Origin of the sequence: Bradyrhizobium sp. CB2312, from assembly GCF_029714425.1 — a bacterium.
GTDB lineage: Bacteria > Pseudomonadota > Alphaproteobacteria > Rhizobiales > Xanthobacteraceae > Bradyrhizobium.
The window spans coordinates 1,875,900-1,891,562 of sequence record NZ_CP121668.1 but is presented as its reverse complement, the minus strand read 5'-3'; the positions used below and the strand labels follow the sequence as shown (position 1 = coordinate 1,891,562).

Genomic DNA, 15,663 nt, shown 5'->3' with positions numbered 1-15,663 from the left:
GACTTCCGACATTTCCCGCGGCGACAGACTCCAATTGAAGCAGAGAGACTCAGATCGAACCCAAAACGACAGTAGTTCTTCGAGTAGGGCCGACACTTCTTCGGAGATGCCTCCTTATGCGAAGTAGTCCCCTAATGCCGTTGTCCTCCGCTTGCTCCGGTTGCCTGCCGAACACGATCGAGCGGCGAATGGTCGGCGCGCGGACCGAGTGGTATCTATGGAATCAGACCACCGCGGGCGAGAACTTCTGCGAGAAGTGGAAGAAGCATCCCGAGCGAGCCATCGCATTCTTCGAATGGCATGCGAAATTCGTCTCCGACGTCAAGCAGCTCGCCGCCGCGCGAGGAGTCGACACGCTCCGCCGGCTGCTCGGCAACGTGGTCGGCACGAGGCCGGCTACTCTCGGCGGATCAGCTACCCAGAATGCTGCGCATCTCTGATACAACTTCGATCATCAAACGAGGCTCGATGCGACCGAGCCGTTCCGCGTGGCGGGCCTCGATCGTCGCGATCTTACAAGGTCGAATGATGGAGGGAGGAGGCAGACCGGCCTCTTCGTAGCGACTTATTGCAAGATCCCCCGGCCGGCGCCCCTACGATCCCTTTCTAAAGAAGTCGCCAGGAGACGTACTTTGGTCGGAAGTCGCCAGTTTTCGCGGCCCGTCGCTGAAGTCGAGATCAAGTTTTCAACAGCTTGCAGGAGCTATAGGGGACCTACTTTGGTCGGCGTCACACCCAGGCTTCACGCCCCCTTTTTGTAGAACAGACGGACCGTCTCGCTGTCGGCGACTGCAACTGTCGTGCCGGTAGGTAGACTCACCGAGAGACTCCTGTTCAACCGCGCGACTTTTGCGGGCGCTTCATAGTCAGAAGATTCGTCACATCATGCAGATCATCTGCCGATGCGACGGCAATCGTTAGCCATTTTCCGTCGATGTATGTTTTCGCGTCATCGTAGAGTTTGATCAATTGCGGGTGCCAAACATAGCGCCGCTCCTCAAACTTCTCTCGCTCTGCACTACCCATGACCACCACAGCTGAAACTCGTCGGAATTCCGGCACCAGGTGACAGAACGCCTTGGTCTTCTTGTAACGCAGGGACCAACCGCGGTTCTTTCCACCGTAGAGCCAATCCGGCGCGAAAACTTCTGGGTAGGATTCATCGATCCAGGTCCGCAGCTTGGCCCAGTATTCGAAGCCATCTGCGCCGATCCACTCGCGAACGGTTCTTTCATCGGGCGATGCTGATTTGTCGGTGATCCTGTCGCCGATTTGCGGAAGCGTACTAATCATCGGAAGACCTCGTGTTGATAGTCCCGCGGAGGGCCGGAGGTTAAACGGGCGATTCTCAAGGCTTGCCATGGGCCCTCAGAATGCCGCCGGTGCGACTTTGTCCAGAGCACGGAGAGCATTGCGATACGGTCTAGCGATCCTCGCGAGCACGGCTGATCAAGCAGCTACGTCTCGAAGCTCTCGCACGACTGTCAAGTCGATAGCGTCAATTACCTTCTCGCTCGCTAGCGGAACTTGTCCCTCTTCAATAAACGCGGTGGCTTGCAGCGGAAGGAATTGCAGCGTCTTTAGCCCAATAGAGTTCAGTGCCAGCGTCAGATAGGGCGTGAGAAAATCAGGCTGATTTCCTCGCTGCCCGGTAAAGACGCCGCCGGAAGCGACGCCGATAAAGACGGGACGATCCGGAATCATTCCCACCTTCCCGGCGGACGTTGACTCCATCGTGCGGCCGACGCGTAGGACCTGGTCGATCCACGCTTTGAGAACCGAAGGGATAGTGAAGTTGTGCATCGGCGTTCCAATGACAATCACATCGGCCGCCTCGACTTCCCGAATGAGCGTTTCGGCAAGGTCCAAAGCGCCCTTCAGCGGTGCAGCCAGTGTGGCCGGCGATGACAGCGTGTCCGCGTAGTCAGCCGTGGCGTGAGGCAAAGGATCAGCTCCAAGATCACGCCGCCTGATGCTCGCATCCGGCGCACCTTGAAGAAGCTTTTTGACGATCGCAGCCGAAAGCTCACGGCTATGCGATTTCGGGCGAGGACTGCTATCAATGTGGAGGATATTCATGTGACCGATCCAAATGGCTAGGAAGCTCTTGCATCAACGGCCTCCATAGCTCCTTGGAGGCGGTTGATACCACCGGCAGCTCAGATCGAGCCGGCCGGTGCGACTGCGGGGAAGTCCTTGTCGGGATTGAACACGTTGTTGAAGAAGTTCGTCAGCGAATACATGGCTACAAGCGCGACGATCTCCATGATGTTCGCATCCGTGTAGCCAGCATCGCGGACGGCTTGCAGATCGGCGTCTGTGACATGGCCGCGGGTCTCGATGATCTTGCGTGCAAACTGGATGGCGGCATCCCTCTTCGGATCCCTGGCGTGCCCCTTTCGGGCGAGAATAATGTCCTCGGCCGGCAGCTTGGCCATATGTTCGGCCGTGAAGCTATGCACCGTCAGGCAATAATTGCAGCCATTCACTTCGGAGACGGCGAGGCCGATACTGTCACGAGTCTTCACGTCGAGCGCCTTGCTCAAGGAGCCGAGCAGTGTGGCCCACGCGTTGAACGCGATAGGGCTCTGCGCGAAGGCCGCCATCATATTCGGCGTGAACCCGATGTTCTTGGTGAACGCATCGAGTGTCGGTTTCGATTCAGCCGGCACGTGTTCCGGCTTCAGAGCGGTGGCTCTGGTCATGATACTTCTCCTTAAATGATTGATTTCAGGGTTGGTTAGGCGAAGTGCAGCACGTCGGCCACGGGCAGACGCGGCTTCTGCGGCCAGTTGCCGGCCCGCTCCGGCCCGACGGTCAACAGCATGACCGGGATTTCGTGTTCGGCCAGGCCGAACTCTTTGTGCACGGCTTCTGAATCGAAACCGATCATCGGTGTCGACCCCAGGCCTAGCGAGCGGGCCGCATAGATGATAGCTGCGGCACCGAAGCTCGCGGAGCGTACGGCCTCGTCGCGCTGGCGCTGCGGATGATTGTCGTACAAGCCGCGGGCAGGCCCCTCCCATTCCGGCACCAGATGTGCCGGCATGATCCCGGCTTCCACGACCGAAGCCAGGCGCTCAGGGACCGTGCTGGCATCGGCCAATTGGCCGACGATGATGAAGGTCACGGCTGCTTCGGTGATTGCGGGCTGATTCCAGGCAATCGGAAGCAGCCGTGCCTTTGCTTCGGGCGAGCGCACGGCGATGAAGCGCCAGTTCTGCAGATGGAAGGATGTCGGCGCTGACGTGCCGATCCGCACGAGGTCGCGGATCTGATCGTCGCTGAGGACGGCCGTCGCGTCGTAATACTTCGCAGCACTGCGGCTCAGAATAGTTTCGATCACGGCGTTTGTCGGCAGCGGCTGCCCAAGCGAACGGCAGGGCTCCGGATCGGCAGCGGCAACAGTTGTAGCGGCTTGGTTCATTGGGTTGCTCCGTTATCAAGTGACGGAGCCCAATTTACCGTTGGGCACGATCGTTTCGAGCCTCAATTAGCTCAAATTGGTGCTCAAAAGGATCATTCTGGCGACGGTTCGGACTCATCTCCGTTGTGCGCCAGTCGGCGCCATTCCCCCGGTGTCATCCCCATCCTCTCCGCAAACACTCGCCGGAATGCCGAAACCGATTGATACCCGACCATCTCAGCCACAGCTTCCGTGCTGATCCTTGGCTTCTTGAGCTCGTTCGCCGCCATGCTCATGCGAAGATCGGTCAACAGGTCGAGGGCGGAGCGGCCTAACTTGTCCTGAAATTGGCGCATGAATGTTGCGCGTGACATGCCGCATAGATCGGCGAGGTCGGGAAGCTTCCAGGGTCGCGCCGGATCAGCGAACATCGCAGCAATGGCCGCTGCCAATCTCGGATTGCCAGCAAGGGCCAATAAGCCTTCGGTGGATTTGCCGCCTTCGCTCGCGGCGCGGAGAACGAGAGTGAACAAGACCGAAGAAAGCGCGTTCAGAATGGCGCGTCCTCCCGCTCTATCCTCAACGGACTCCATTCGCATTAGGCTCACCAGTCCGGAAAGTTGACTCGATGCCGACGCGATGTCCTCTTCCCCGTGGTTTTTCAGAGCCCGCACGACCAGATTTGCTGGCAGGTAGTTGCGGACTAATCGATCATGGGGTGGCACGACGAAAAATCGTCCGCACAGCAGATCTAGTTGCTCACCCCGTCCATTGTTCTCGCTCAACATCCATCCTGCGGAGCCCCTGCTTTCGTGCGTGTTGATTGGCGTTTTGCCGCTGCCGTCGTGCAGCACATGCGCCGAACCGTGAGGGAGCAGCACGATATCCCCGCTCCCAAGCTCCTGCACCGTTTTCGATTCAGGGTCCTCGAAAATCGCCCGGCCCTTGACTATGACATGGTAGGGGATCTCGTTCGCCGCCGCCCTAGGCCAGATAACACGCCATGGTGCGCCGTAGGCGCAGCGGACCTCAAGCTGGCCGGTAACGGTGATGATTTGCAGGAGATGACTCAACCAGTCGACTTGAGACGTAAGACCTCGAGAACCTGAATTGCCACGCAGCATATCGTATTGCGCCGAGCGCGCTTCTGATTACTACGGTCTGGAGATCAGCTAGTATTTCCAACGATATGTGTCCCCGATCTCTTCCTGGCTCCCGAGGAGGATCAGCAAAGACAGGAGCGGGAGAAAGAAGCCGTGAAATTGAAGTGGTTTCAATTCCGACGAGATGATGGACAGAATACCGCCGTTCGTCGCACGGACCCAGTCGGCAATCATGGAAAACTCGTCATTTGCCGGTGGCGAAACCACGGCCCCCATGAACCTGCATCCGCGGCGCTGGAACAGTCGCAAAGCGCACTGTACGGTTGCCTACGATCGAGCACAACTGAGGGAAGCGTGAGCGGCACCAATCACTACAGCTGCTCGACGCCACACCTCTTCGATTGCCGTGGACGGCGCAACAATTCAGTGCTCTTCGGTCTTGAGCCCGCCGACATGCTTGTGGGAGTAGAGCTCGAGGCCAATGCGGCCGATTAGATCGAGCTGGGTTTCGAGAAAGTCGATGTGATGTTCCTCATCGCTCATCAGCTTCTCGAACAGATCGCGCGTGACGTAGTCCTTTACGCTGTGGCAATAGGTCGCCGCTTCCTCATAGAGGGCACGCGCGCTCATCTCCGCGGCGAGATCGCACTCGATAATCTCCTTGACGTTCTGGCCGATGCGCAGGGGATCGAGCACCTGCATGTTTGGGAAACCGTCGAAGAAGATGATGCGGTCGGTGAGCTTGTCAGCGTGCTCCATCTCCTCGATGGACTCCTTGCGCCAGACCTTGGCCATCTCTAGGAGACCCCAATTATTCAGGAAGCGGTAGTGCAGCCAGTACTGATTGATTGCCGTGAGTTCGTGCCGCAGTGCCTTGTTGAGATACTCGATGACTTTCGGGTCGCCCTGCATGATGAACTCCAAGACTTGAGGCCCGTTCTTGACCCTCGCAAGTTTAGAACGATTCTGACGAAGAACAAGCAGACAGGCATTCTCTGGGCAGGAAACCGAGGGGCACCTGTCCAGCAAAATCACGGGAACTTAGGTTATTGTGGACGCGAATTTGGACTCATTCATCCTTGGTCCTACCATGCGGGCAGCCGGCCTGACAGGCTAGTGCGCGCCCCCTGTACGCCTCGTCAATAATCGTCCTCATGGTGTGCGCGCAGCGGCCGCATTCGGCGCTGCAACCGAGGTGCCCATATATCTGCTTGGCATTGCGCAGCGCGCCGTCAGCCGTGTTCACCGCGTAGCGAACATCCCGGTCGCTGAGGACATTACAGGAGCAGATGATCATGAAACTCGAAGGAAGACCCTCAGTAATACGGCGTCACCGATAGGAGACGGAACCAGTGCGCGTCGGAGCCTCCAAACAAGGAGGAGATGGTTGCGTGTCGACCGCCATGGGAAATCAGCCTTGACCTTTGATCTTTGGAGGTCAGCAGAAATCTGTTTGATCAATCGGGGCGACCGGTAGCTGCAGATCGGACGGAGGACACAGAAGCGCCGCTCCACGCCGGTCGAAGATCAACGCTTTCGGTTAACGTAGATGACACAGCCGCGGCTAAGCAACTTGTCTTGATCTAAGAACGGGATTGAGGACTGTCGCCGCACAATTCCCCCCGCTATGGAAACCATAAGTACTGGCTATTGGAAACTTTCGAACCGCGCTGCAACCTTGACAGCCACCCAGTCGAATGACCACCAGGACAACCGTTTCAACACGAGCAGGAGACCCCTGATGTCCGGATCCAATCCGCTCGCTTCCAAACCCGAAGACATTCTCACGTCGCTGCTCGAGCGTTTTCACTCCGACAAGGTCAGCGCGATGATGCGAGTGTATGACCCAAACCCCATTCTCATCACGAGTGACGGACAAACTACTACCACCGAAATCACCGCCCGACTCGAGTAGGATCTCAAGTACGGCTTGCCGCTCAAGGCCAGCGCGCGTGATGTGTACATTGCCGGCGATTTCACCGTGATCGTGCTGGATCGGTCAATTGATGGCAAATGTCTACGCAAATACGTTGGAGGCTCAGCGAGCGACGTCGTACGCCGCGCGGATCGACGATGGCGGTATCTGATCGACAATAACCAAAGGACGGCTGTGGCAGCTCTCAGCGATGGAGTCACTCGTCAGCTTGGCACCAATATCACCGCCACCTAATGAAGCAAAACCAACCGGAGAACTCGGACCTGCGCGCCCGAATTCCTTGAAAGACGACCGATTAGCTACTCGATGCAAAACTTGCCACCAGTGATCAGCCAGTCTCACCGGAGCGGAATGCTCCCGCTGGCATTTTTATCAGCGGTAGTTTCCTTGGTCGTCTCATTCGCCGCCGCGGCCGCTCCGATTCCCCTTTACAACACCTACCGGACAGAAGACGGGTTCACTAACGCCGGTATTTCGATGGCCGTCGTCGCGTACGCCGTCGGCACCATATCCGCACTGTTGGTACTGGGACGGCTGTCCAATCATCTGGGCCGCCGGGTCACTGCGATCACTAGCCTCGGTCTTCTCCTGCTGGGGTGTCTGCTGCTGCTGAATGTGCACGACATCGACACTCTGCTGGCCGGTCGGCTCCTCGTCGGCCTCGGCACCGGGTTGGCTGGCAGCAGTCTGACCTCCTACATCGTCGATGCGGCACCCAGCAGACCGGAATGGTTGGCGTCCGTTGTCACTAGTCAAGGACCGATGCTCGGCGTCGCTATCGGCGCCATAGCATCCGGCGCGCTTGTTGAGTTCGGCCCCTGGCCGCGCGAACTCATCTATCTCGTCTGCGTTTGCTTCCTATTACTGTCTGTTGCACTCGTCGCAATCAGTCCGGAAACAGCAACTCCGACTCCGGGCGCTTGGCGATCGCTGTTACCCCAGGTCAGCGTACCGGCGCGGGTCAGGCATCTGCTCCCTGTCGCGGCGGCGGTGTTTCTGGCTACTTGGGCCAGCGGGGGCTTCTACCAAGCGTTCATGCCTGCGCTTGTACAAGATGAACTCCACACCCGCAGCCCGTTGATCCTCGGGCTAGTGTTCGCTGCCTATATGACCCCCAGCGTTCTCGGCGCTCCCATTGGTGGCTGGTTCACATCCGCGGTAGCCCAACGCGTCGGTATGATCACCTTCGTGGCCGGAATGATCGGCATCAGTACTGCAATCTTAGCCGGCGCACTGGCGTTGTTCATCACCGCGACCATGGTTGCCGGTGCCGGCCAGGGCATCGCCATCAGCGCCGCCACACGCGGCTTGCTGCACGGGAGCACGCTCGCCGAACGGGCACCAATCTTCAGCGCGATCTACCTTCTCTGCTACAGCGGCGCCGCCTTCCCGAGCCTCATCTCCGGGCAACTTTCCAGCCTGTTCTCGCTTCCGCAGATCACGCTCGGATACGGCGGACTTGCCGTCGTCGCCACCCTATTCACCCTTCTCGGTGCGCGCAATCCGCACATCGACAGGACCGGGAAGAGCACGTCCGACGGCTCGACCGCTAGCGGTTCACCAGCACAGGGAACAGTGTCATGAGAATCGTCGCTATTCTGGGCGCCGCTTTATCCCGATTGAAGCGCAGATTATCGCCGCAACATACCCAGCAATGAGACAAATGACAGAGGAGATCATTCCCATGAAAGCGATCGTTGTGACGGACCAGGCTGCGGGAACGGCGGGGATGAAGCTGGTGGAGCGACCCGAGCCGCAGGCAGCGATAAATGACGTCGTCGTTCAGATTCATGCGTCTGGATTCACCTCGGGCGAGTTGACGTGGCCTTCGACCTGGACCGATCGTCTCGACCGTGACCGGTCGCCAACGATTCCCGGCCAGGAGCTGGCAGGTATTGTCACCGCTCTCGGCTATGGCACGACCGGACTGTCGGTAGGACAACGGGTGTTCGGTCTCTCGGACTCGTATCGCGGCGGCACTCTGGCCGAGTATGTGGCAGTGGAGGCACGCAATCTCGCACCGCTGCCAGGAGACGTCGAGTTCTCGGTGGGGGCGGCCGTGGCGATGCCGGGCCTGACTGCTTGGCAGGGACTGTTCGTGCACGGTCGCCTTCAGGCGGGGCAGAGCGTTCTCGTGCACGGCGCGGCCGGCGCGGTCGGCTCGATGGTGACACAGCTCGCACGAGAGGCCGGTGCCTACGTCATCGGCACGGGACGTGCCGCCGACCGTCAGAAAGCGATCGACTTCGGCGCGCAGGAGTTCGTCGACCTCGAGAACGACGATCTCGAAGGCGCCGGGGGTGTCCATCTGGTTTTCGACGTCATCGGGGGCGAGATCGGTAAGCGGTCCGCCGGCCTGGTTCGAACCGGAGGAACGTTGGTAACCATCGCCGGGCCGACCGAAGCGCGGCCCGCCGACGGCTTGACGATCGACTTCGTTCTGGTGTCCGATCGCGCGCAACTGGGTGAGATCGTCCAGCGGGTACGGGACGGACGACTGCGTACAAACATCGGAAACATCGCGCCCCTTGATGAGGCTGTCGCCGCTTTCAATCCGACGCGACGGATCAGCGGGAAAACGATCATCCGAGTTCGTCCGTGAGGAAGCAGCGAAGGCGAGCGGTTCTCCCCTCCCCCATGGATTGTCAGCGCTTCCCCGCGGGCCTGTGCGTGGGGCAGGCAGTGCCCATCCATCCCGTCGTCTCTCAGCTGATTTCCAAGGTCGTGCCCGGATACCCATGCCATACCGCGGCCGTATCGTTGCCTGCTTTTCTGGATGCACCAGCGGGCAAGCTCGGCTCGCATCCTGGCGGAGAATTCGCCTTTGCCCCGGCCCGGCGCGGCCCGCTTATCTAGGAGGAAGAAAGTGACCGTCGATCATCCAATTTTTGCGCGCTGGCCGGCCCAGTATCCCGATCGGCTGCAACTCTTTTCCACTTCCACGCCCAACGGAGTGAAAGTCGGCATCATGCTTGAGGAAACGAGCCTTCCTTACGAGCCGCACCGGATCGACATCATGGCGAACGAAACCCACGACCCGGCGTTTCTCGCGCTCAACCCCAACGGAAAGATTCCCGCAATCTACGACCCTGATGGGCCTAGCGGAACACCGCTCGCGCTGTTCGAATCGGGCGCGATTCTCCTCTACCTTGCCGACAAGACCGGACAATTCATCTCGGCCGATCCAAACACCCGCTATGAAACGATCCAGTGGGTGATGTGGCAGATGGGCGGAGTGGGGCCGATGTTCGGCCAGGTCGGGTTCTTCAACAAATTCGCCGGTAAGGCCTATGAAGACAAGCGCCCGCGCGACCGCTATGCGAACGAATCAGCGCGGTTGCTCGGTGTCCTGGACCAACGGCTCGCGGACCGGGACTGGGTGATGGGGGCCGACTACAGCATCGCCGACATTTCGCTGCTCGGCTGGGTGCGCAATTTGATCGGCTTCTACGAAGCACGCGATCTCGTCGGCTTCGACCGCTTTCTTCATGTGCAGGCGTGGCTCACCCGTGGCCTCGCGCGGCCAACGGTGCAACGCGGGCTACAAGTGACAGCTGGCTAGAAGCGCTCGCGAAGATCAAGGAGTGGTATCTATGATTGAAATCACTGCCGACATGGAGGCAATCATCAAACAAGCGATATTGTCGTTTGTGGCGACAGTCAACGAGGATGGAACACCAAATCTTTCCCCGAAGGCGTCTTTGACGGTGAAAAACGGCGTTCTATACTTCGCCGACATCGCCTCGCCTCGGACGATATTGAACTTGAAGCGCAATCCCGCTGTCGAAATTAACGTAGTCGACATCTTCCAGAGGCGCGGCTACCGATTCAAGGGCCGTGCGTTGATACTGCCGCCAGAAGATGGCGAGTCCTTGATGATCGCCGACTGGGTTCGGGCGACGAATGGCCTAGAGTATCCTGTCGATCACGTTGTCAAAATCGAAACCACTTCAATCAGCCCGTTGCTATCTCCAGCCCATGTCTTCGCCCGCCCTCCTCGAAGTCAGGACGAAATCAGGAGTACCTACTATCAAAAGTACGGTGTGAAGCCCATCGGGGCATAAGTGCCGGCTCCGAAAAAAGGCCGGTCGATACCCAGAGGTAGAAAGCCCGCGAAGATCCGAACTATTATCTCGACCGCCGCGTAGCGCAGCCTTATCGATGGCCGCCCCACGCTGATGTGAGTTCAGGCGCGAGGCTGCTCGCTGTCTACTGCCTCGACACCAATGACAAGGCGCTTACCGCGCTCATCAAATAACCCCCTTAGGACTTAAGAGGAGCGAGGGTCTTTCGTCGTAGGGCGGAAGCGGTCCATGCCATCGAATTTACCCGCGACGCCTCAACCGCGACGGTGGGAGCTTCCATGGGGGCGTTTACGAAGTTTGTTTTCTTTACTTTCTACTGGACGTGCCAGGAAGAGCCGGCAGCTCCTCGGTGGCGTATCGAAACAATGTGAACGTCCCGCGACCGTCGAAGGAAAGTAACCTGTTGAGATAGTGATCGGCGGCAGAGGCATCATTAGCTCGAAGATCGTTCTACTCCAGGGGGCATGACATTGTCGCGGCGTCGTGTGCATCAACATCGTCACTGGAGATGGCCAAAGAGCCACGGTCGGCGCACAGGTGGTGATCGACGTCTGTCGCTGACGTGACCGGTTAGCTGCCGCCTACGGCGAATACTTCACTCCGATCAGAAAACTGATCATGACCGCCTTGGTCGAGCTCGGCCGCGCTTATCTCATCCCAGTCCTGGCGGATTTCCTCATGCCCGCCTGGACCCAAGCAAATTGACTCCTCGCTGATCGAGCGCGGAGTCGCGGAACCTATTTGAGGAGCAAAATCGGCCCGGGGACCCTAAGCGCCCCTGCCATCCTTTTTGCCGAGCACGCAGCGCCATGCCGCGAGGCGCTCGGTCGGATGCTGATTCATCCAGTCGGCAAGCTGCGGTGCCCCCATCAGGCAGGACTGCATCGAGATGTCAGCGAAGTTCGAGGTGGTGACGGTCTGCTCGTGGCAATTTGCTGGAGAAGAAAGGCTGCAGAGTACGGCGATGATCGCGATCATGATACGCCCCCATCGCCGCGATCGATGTCTGCGCCCACGCGCATGTGGCTTGCGCATGCATTGTCCGACTGGTCGCAGGCGAATTCAGACGGCGGGAAGACGCTGTCATAGATTGCTCGAGCTTCTCGAACAAGTCGAGCTCGCTCTCGCTCTGACTTTGGTGCAAATCGAATGATCTCACCCACGTTTCACTCCTATCATGGTACATTATCGTACTATTTAGCGATTAAGGTTCGTTGACGGCGATTTGGGCCCCGGTGCAGTTAGCAAACGAGGGGGTAAGAACAAGTAACGGATCGGATGTTGTAGGCGTCAGTCGTTTGGCCCGGTCGAGTTAGTACGCTATAGCGCGGCTTCCCACCATGCGCCCCGAGCGATCGGCGTAGATGTAGAGCGGACGCGCCGTGCCTTCCACAACTTCGCGGGAAATCACGACTTCTTCCACACCTTCCAGGCCCGGCAGGTCGAACATGATCTCGAGCAGGATCGCTTCGAGGATCGAACGCAGACCACGCGCGCCGGTCTTGCGTTCGATCGCCTTGCGGGCGACCGCGCCAAGCGCCTCGTCGTTGAAGGTCAGCTCGATGTTCTCCATCTCGAACAGCCGCTGGTACTGTTTCACCAGCGCGTTCTTCGGCTCGGTGAGGATCTTCTTCAGCGAGGTCTCGTCCAAATCCTCGAGCGTCGCCACGACCGGCAGACGGCCGACGAATTCGGGGATGAGGCCGTACTTCAAGAGATCCTCAGGCTCGACGTGACGGAAGATCTCGCCGGTCCGGCGGTCTTCCGGCGCCATCACCTGGGCGGCGAAACCGATCGAGGTGGACCGGCCACGCGCCGAGATGATCTTCTCAAGGCCGGCGAACGCACCGCCGCAGATGAACAGGATGTTGGTGGTATCCACCTGCAGGAATTCCTGCTGGGGATGCTTGCGGCCGCCCTGCGGCGGGACCGAAGCCACCGTGCCTTCCATGATCTTCAGCAGCGCCTGCTGCACGCCCTCACCCGACACGTCGCGCGTGATCGAGGGATTGTCGGACTTGCGACTGATCTTGTCGATTTCGTCGATGTAGACGATGCCGCGCTGAGCGCGCTCGACATTGTAGTCGGCAGCCTGGAGCAGCTTCAGGATGATGTTCTCGACGTCCTCACCGACATAGCCAGCTTCGGTCAGCGTGGTCGCATCCGCCATGGTGAACGGCACGTCCAGGATGCGGGCGAGCGTCTGGGCGAGCAGCGTCTTGCCCGAGCCGGTCGGACCGATCAGCAGGATGTTCGACTTCGCGAGCTCGACGTCGTTGTGCTTGGTCTGGTGATTGAGGCGCTTGTAGTGGTTGTGCACCGCGACCGACAGGACCTTCTTCGCATGGCTCTGCCCGATGACGTAGTCATCAAGCACCTTGCAGATTTCCTTCGGCGTCGGAATGCCGTCGCGCGACTTGACCAGCGAGGACTTGTTCTCCTCGCGGATGATGTCCATGCAGAGCTCGACGCACTCGTCGCAGATGAAGATCGTGGGACCTGCGATCAAATTGTGGAGTGTAGTGTTGGAGATTGAGTGAATTGCCATGGCGGTCTCAAACCATATCCAGGTGGTTGTAAACGGGAATACGATCATCTGCGGCCCCGCGCCCATTGTCATTGTCAGAGAACAGTGAGGGTCAACCGCCGCATTTCGGCGCCAACAGATCGTTGAAAATATTGATCACGGAATCGAGCGCAGTTAACACCCGCGCGCCGTCGACGCCGCCAGCAGCGGCTTGCCGCAGCATCGCGGACTGATAGAATGAGGCGAGGTAGACGCGGCAAGCCTCATCTTTGTCGGCCGCATTCGCGGGTTTGCTGTGCACCGTCGCCAAGGCCGCGCGAGCGGCGTTAACATCCTTGTTTAAGTTGGACTCTGCGGCAGGCCCGGCATTAGTAGATGCAATGATCAGAGCCGAGGCGACGAGAACAGTGATTCTTCTCATGATCAGGCTCCAGAATGGCAGGTGTTGCGAGGGACTTACATTTCGGCCGGGCGATAACGCATCCAGGTCTTTCTTTGATCTCCGTTGCGCCAAGCCTAAGGCGATTGTCACGAGCGGCTCAATTGAGCGCCGGTTGAGCTCGGGCACCCAAAAGGGCGTGGGACGACGATCCGAAGGTTTAATGCACTCGAACAAATCGTAGAGTTCGTCCGCTTCGAACCGGCGGACGCCCACAATCCATGCGGGATTTGCTTCGCAATCAGGCTCGCACCTTCGCGCGAAACCGAATTTTCGGCCGTACACGATGAGCGGGCGATGCTAGGTTCCATATTTTCGATGAGGCCGGTTGGAGGAAAAACTATATTTCGTCTTGGAGTTGCCAGCCGACCGTCGCTGAGGGGCTGAGGCACGCCTTGTCGCGGGGAGAGGGCGCACTCGTCGATGAGGATCGGCTCGACGGAACCTTCGGATCAGATTCGTGACGCGGATTTTCGCCCTTGAGCTGCGGTCGCCGTGGTGAGTATGGCGGGCAAATCCCTCATTCTTGCTAAAATGAAGAAGGGTCAGTCATACAGCTTCCGGGGGTACTGTGGCCCCTTTAGACTACCTACGAGAGCACGGCGCGCCCGACACGCTCTTGGACCTCGCGCACCACTCGGTGATCGTCAGTCCGGCGCACTCATCGCCGACCTTCTCCTTACGCAAAGACGGCCGTATCACCTCCGAGCGCGTTGAGAGTCAGCTCGCGACCACCACCAGCGACGGAGCCACAGCAAGCGCCGCCGCCGGGCTCAGGATTGCCGCGTCGGGCGAAATCAGCGTGTGGGCAGAGCTGGAGACTGGGCAGCTCGTGCGGGTGCTGCCTGAATGGGATTTCGGCTCGATAGAACTGAATGCGCTTTTCGTGTGGGGAAAGACCATAAAGCCTGCCGCAGGGCATTTGCCGATTTCCTCGTCAGGGAGCTCCGCCCACCTCGCTGTGCACTAGCCCGGCTCTCAGAGCCTCCAGAAAGCGTGTCCGTGCGTCCAAACCAATAGACTGAGCCGTGCCAACGTGTGCATGCAAGTGGCATCCATATGCCGTCATTTCGGCGGCCCCCGTCACGGCGTCAAGAGCATAGACAGGAGCAAGTTATCGGAGACCCATGGAACTTCATCAAATTCGCTATTTCCTCGCGGTCGCGTCCACGCTTAACTTCACCCGCGCGGCCGAGCAGTGCAATGTAACACAGCCCGCTTTGACTAAGGGGATTCAGAAGCTGGAGCAGGAACTCGGGGGCCAGTTGATTTACCGTGAGCGCCAGCTGACGCAACTCACCGACCTCGGGAAGGAAGTTCTTCCGATGTTGGCGCGCACGCTGGCCTCGGCAGAGACGGCGCGTCGCAGAGCTAATAAATTCCAACGCAAGGAGGTCGCACCACTCAAGATCGGCCTCGCCCCCTCCATCTCGGCTTCGCTCGTCCTTGATCTGATAGCTGAGATCGCAAAGTTTGTCCCAGGACTTACCGTCGAGCTGCGCGAAGGCGCGGCGGAGACGCTCATCGACCTGCTGCTTGAGGGAGAGATCAACTCCGCAATCGTCGGGGACGTTCAGGACATACCCGCGCGCATCGACGACTGGTTGCTCTTCGAAGAGCGCTACGTCGCGGTTGTGGCGGCGACACACCAACTCGCAAATCGCCCCTCAATTGGGATTGACGACCTCCGCGAGACCGTCTTGCTCGAGCGCGTAGGATGCGACGTCGCTCCGAAGATCCAACGGTCGTATTTCCCCAAGGAACCTCCCCATCTGGGCCACTGCAGCGGTCACGACTTGCACCTTCAATACATGGCCGCAGCTGGCTTCGGCGTGATACTCGCGCCCGAGCACATGCCACGCCTTCCGACGCTAAAGACCATTCCCCTCGAGGGGGACCCGATTTCGCGGGAGGTGCGGCTGCTGGCTGTGCAGGGGCGCCGCTACTCGCCGGCACAGGACGCTTTCATCAAGGTCGCGCGGCTTCGAGACTGGTCGATTGAAGTCCGCCAGGGAGACATGCCGCCGAAAGGACCCTGGAGATGCCGACCTCACCCGCGCTGACACGCACGTCGACAACGAACCGATTCCAGCGCATCGATCCCATCGCTTGAGGCCTCACCCGTTCCAACCAAGACCTATGAGATGCTAGCTGGGATCCGAGCCGG

21 protein-coding genes are annotated in these 15,663 nt (G+C 59.2%); 9 read left to right on the top strand and 12 right to left on the bottom strand.

Annotation, left to right across the window (positions count from 1 at the left end; all coding sequences use genetic code 11):
• Nucleotides 1-188 precede the first annotated feature (188 nt).
• On the top strand, nt 189-440 hold the full coding sequence (locus QA642_RS09015) for a hypothetical protein (protein WP_283084345.1): 252 nt from the start codon (nt 189-191) through the stop codon (nt 438-440).
• 394 nt (nt 441-834) lie between these two features.
• Here QA642_RS09015 and QA642_RS09010 read toward each other — a convergent pair whose 3' ends face one another.
• From QA642_RS09010 to QA642_RS08975, 8 genes are all read right to left on the bottom strand, one after another.
• The gene (locus QA642_RS09010; RefSeq protein WP_283084344.1) at nt 835-1,293 is read right to left on the bottom strand and encodes a DUF3788 domain-containing protein; all 459 of its coding nucleotides are present in this window, start codon (nt 1,291-1,293) and stop codon (nt 835-837) included.
• Between the two features lie 156 nt (nt 1,294-1,449).
• On the bottom strand, nt 1,450-2,079 hold the full coding sequence (locus tag QA642_RS09005) for an NAD(P)H-dependent oxidoreductase (RefSeq protein WP_283084343.1): 630 nt from the start codon (nt 2,077-2,079) through the stop codon (nt 1,450-1,452).
• An 80-nt stretch (nt 2,080-2,159) separates the two neighbouring features.
• Entirely contained in the window at nt 2,160-2,705 is a 546-nt protein-coding gene (locus QA642_RS09000; RefSeq protein WP_283084342.1) for a peroxidase-related enzyme, read from the bottom strand.
• A gap of 35 nt (nt 2,706-2,740) precedes the next feature.
• The gene (locus tag QA642_RS08995) at nt 2,741-3,427 is read right to left on the bottom strand and encodes a nitroreductase family protein (RefSeq protein ID WP_283084341.1); all 687 of its coding nucleotides are present in this window, start codon (nt 3,425-3,427) and stop codon (nt 2,741-2,743) included.
• Nucleotides 3,428-3,519: 92 nt separating this feature from the next.
• Nucleotides 3,520-4,530: an AraC family transcriptional regulator gene (locus QA642_RS08990; protein ID WP_283084340.1), complete on the bottom strand. Its 1,011-nt coding sequence runs from the start codon at nt 4,528-4,530 to the stop codon at nt 3,520-3,522.
• Between the two features lie 48 nt (nt 4,531-4,578).
• Entirely contained in the window at nt 4,579-4,785 is a 207-nt protein-coding gene (locus QA642_RS08985; protein WP_283084339.1) for a hypothetical protein, read from the bottom strand.
• A gap of 147 nt (nt 4,786-4,932) precedes the next feature.
• A complete protein-coding gene (bfr, locus tag QA642_RS08980; protein ID WP_283084338.1) occupies nt 4,933-5,421 on the bottom strand; it encodes a bacterioferritin in 489 nt (162 codons plus the stop codon).
• Nucleotides 5,422-5,578: 157 nt separating this feature from the next.
• Nucleotides 5,579-5,806 carry a (2Fe-2S)-binding protein gene (locus tag QA642_RS08975; RefSeq protein WP_283084337.1) on the bottom strand — a complete coding sequence of 76 codons (228 nt, stop codon included), beginning with the start codon at nt 5,804-5,806 and terminating at the stop codon, nt 5,579-5,581.
• A 444-nt stretch (nt 5,807-6,250) separates the two neighbouring features.
• On the opposite strand from QA642_RS08975, the gene QA642_RS08970 reads away from it, so the two are divergent.
• The 6 genes from QA642_RS08970 (at nt 6,251) to QA642_RS08945 (ending at nt 10,509) form a co-directional block, all read left to right on the top strand.
• Nucleotides 6,251-6,424 (top strand): hypothetical protein, encoded by a 174-nt coding sequence (locus tag QA642_RS08970; protein ID WP_283084336.1) that lies wholly within the window; start codon nt 6,251-6,253, stop codon nt 6,422-6,424.
• 15 nt (nt 6,425-6,439) lie between these two features.
• Nucleotides 6,440-6,679: a hypothetical protein gene (locus tag QA642_RS08965; RefSeq protein WP_283084335.1), complete on the top strand. Its 240-nt coding sequence runs from the start codon at nt 6,440-6,442 to the stop codon at nt 6,677-6,679.
• Nucleotides 6,680-6,796: 117 nt separating this feature from the next.
• Nucleotides 6,797-8,029 (top strand): MFS transporter, encoded by a 1,233-nt coding sequence (locus tag QA642_RS08960; RefSeq protein WP_283084334.1) that lies wholly within the window; start codon nt 6,797-6,799, stop codon nt 8,027-8,029.
• Between the two features lie 100 nt (nt 8,030-8,129).
• Entirely contained in the window at nt 8,130-9,047 is a 918-nt protein-coding gene (locus QA642_RS08955) for an NADP-dependent oxidoreductase (protein ID WP_283084333.1), read from the top strand.
• Between the two features lie 264 nt (nt 9,048-9,311).
• Nucleotides 9,312-10,007 (top strand): glutathione S-transferase N-terminal domain-containing protein, encoded by a 696-nt coding sequence (locus QA642_RS08950; protein ID WP_283084332.1) that lies wholly within the window; start codon nt 9,312-9,314, stop codon nt 10,005-10,007.
• A gap of 31 nt (nt 10,008-10,038) precedes the next feature.
• Nucleotides 10,039-10,509, top strand: coding sequence for a pyridoxamine 5'-phosphate oxidase family protein (locus QA642_RS08945; RefSeq protein WP_283084331.1), 471 nt, complete (start codon nt 10,039-10,041; stop codon nt 10,507-10,509).
• Nucleotides 10,510-11,298: 789 nt separating this feature from the next.
• On the opposite strand, the gene QA642_RS08940 is transcribed toward QA642_RS08945, so the two are convergent.
• From QA642_RS08940 to QA642_RS08925, 4 genes are all read right to left on the bottom strand, one after another.
• Nucleotides 11,299-11,508, bottom strand: a complete 210-nt coding sequence (locus QA642_RS08940; protein WP_128935376.1) for a hypothetical protein — start codon at nt 11,506-11,508, stop codon at nt 11,299-11,301.
• On the bottom strand, nt 11,505-11,693 hold the full coding sequence (locus QA642_RS08935; protein ID WP_128935377.1) for a hypothetical protein: 189 nt from the start codon (nt 11,691-11,693) through the stop codon (nt 11,505-11,507). Before QA642_RS08935 ends, QA642_RS08940 begins: the two co-directional genes overlap by 4 nt.
• Before the next feature lie 149 nt (nt 11,694-11,842).
• Nucleotides 11,843-13,078 carry an ATP-dependent Clp protease ATP-binding subunit ClpX gene (clpX, locus tag QA642_RS08930; RefSeq protein WP_283084330.1) on the bottom strand — a complete coding sequence of 412 codons (1,236 nt, stop codon included), beginning with the start codon at nt 13,076-13,078 and terminating at the stop codon, nt 11,843-11,845.
• A 91-nt stretch (nt 13,079-13,169) separates the two neighbouring features.
• Nucleotides 13,170-13,478: a hypothetical protein gene (locus tag QA642_RS08925; RefSeq protein ID WP_283084329.1), complete on the bottom strand. Its 309-nt coding sequence runs from the start codon at nt 13,476-13,478 to the stop codon at nt 13,170-13,172.
• 637 nt (nt 13,479-14,115) lie between these two features.
• Between QA642_RS08925 and QA642_RS08920 the strand changes: the two genes are divergently transcribed.
• The gene (locus QA642_RS08920) at nt 14,116-14,466 is read left to right on the top strand and encodes a hypothetical protein (protein WP_283084328.1); all 351 of its coding nucleotides are present in this window, start codon (nt 14,116-14,118) and stop codon (nt 14,464-14,466) included.
• Nucleotides 14,467-14,623: 157 nt separating this feature from the next.
• Nucleotides 14,624-15,559 (top strand): LysR family transcriptional regulator, encoded by a 936-nt coding sequence (locus QA642_RS08915; protein ID WP_283084327.1) that lies wholly within the window; start codon nt 14,624-14,626, stop codon nt 15,557-15,559.
• The last annotated feature ends 104 nt before the right edge of the window (nt 15,560-15,663 follow it).

What these genes read in the sequence shown, in the direction of transcription:
- QA642_RS09015 (WP_283084345.1), top strand. Translation starts at nt 189, where the DNA reads ATGGTCGGCGCGCGGACCGAGTGGTATCTATGGAATCAGACCACCGCG.
- QA642_RS09010 (WP_283084344.1), bottom strand. Translation starts at nt 1,293, where the DNA reads ATGATTAGTACGCTTCCGCAAATCGGCGACAGGATCACCGACAAATCA.
- QA642_RS09005 (WP_283084343.1), bottom strand. Translation starts at nt 2,079, where the DNA reads ATGAATATCCTCCACATTGATAGCAGTCCTCGCCCGAAATCGCATAGC.
- QA642_RS09000 (WP_283084342.1), bottom strand. Translation starts at nt 2,705, where the DNA reads ATGACCAGAGCCACCGCTCTGAAGCCGGAACACGTGCCGGCTGAATCG.
- QA642_RS08995 (WP_283084341.1), bottom strand. Translation starts at nt 3,427, where the DNA reads ATGAACCAAGCCGCTACAACTGTTGCCGCTGCCGATCCGGAGCCCTGC.
- QA642_RS08990 (WP_283084340.1), bottom strand. Translation starts at nt 4,530, where the DNA reads ATGCTGCGTGGCAATTCAGGTTCTCGAGGTCTTACGTCTCAAGTCGAC.
- QA642_RS08985 (WP_283084339.1), bottom strand. Translation starts at nt 4,785, where the DNA reads ATGGGGGCCGTGGTTTCGCCACCGGCAAATGACGAGTTTTCCATGATT.
- bfr (WP_283084338.1), bottom strand. Translation starts at nt 5,421, where the DNA reads ATGCAGGGCGACCCGAAAGTCATCGAGTATCTCAACAAGGCACTGCGG.
- QA642_RS08975 (WP_283084337.1), bottom strand. Translation starts at nt 5,806, where the DNA reads ATGATCATCTGCTCCTGTAATGTCCTCAGCGACCGGGATGTTCGCTAC.
- QA642_RS08970 (WP_283084336.1), top strand. Translation starts at nt 6,251, where the DNA reads ATGTCCGGATCCAATCCGCTCGCTTCCAAACCCGAAGACATTCTCACG.
- QA642_RS08960 (WP_283084334.1), top strand. Translation starts at nt 6,797, where the DNA reads ATGCTCCCGCTGGCATTTTTATCAGCGGTAGTTTCCTTGGTCGTCTCA.
- QA642_RS08955 (WP_283084333.1), top strand. Translation starts at nt 8,130, where the DNA reads ATGAAAGCGATCGTTGTGACGGACCAGGCTGCGGGAACGGCGGGGATG.
- QA642_RS08945 (WP_283084331.1), top strand. Translation starts at nt 10,039, where the DNA reads ATGATTGAAATCACTGCCGACATGGAGGCAATCATCAAACAAGCGATA.
- QA642_RS08940 (WP_128935376.1), bottom strand. Translation starts at nt 11,508, where the DNA reads ATGATCGCGATCATCGCCGTACTCTGCAGCCTTTCTTCTCCAGCAAAT.
- clpX (WP_283084330.1), bottom strand. Translation starts at nt 13,078, where the DNA reads ATGGCAATTCACTCAATCTCCAACACTACACTCCACAATTTGATCGCA.
- QA642_RS08925 (WP_283084329.1), bottom strand. Translation starts at nt 13,478, where the DNA reads ATGAGAAGAATCACTGTTCTCGTCGCCTCGGCTCTGATCATTGCATCT.
- QA642_RS08915 (WP_283084327.1), top strand. Translation starts at nt 14,624, where the DNA reads ATGGAACTTCATCAAATTCGCTATTTCCTCGCGGTCGCGTCCACGCTT.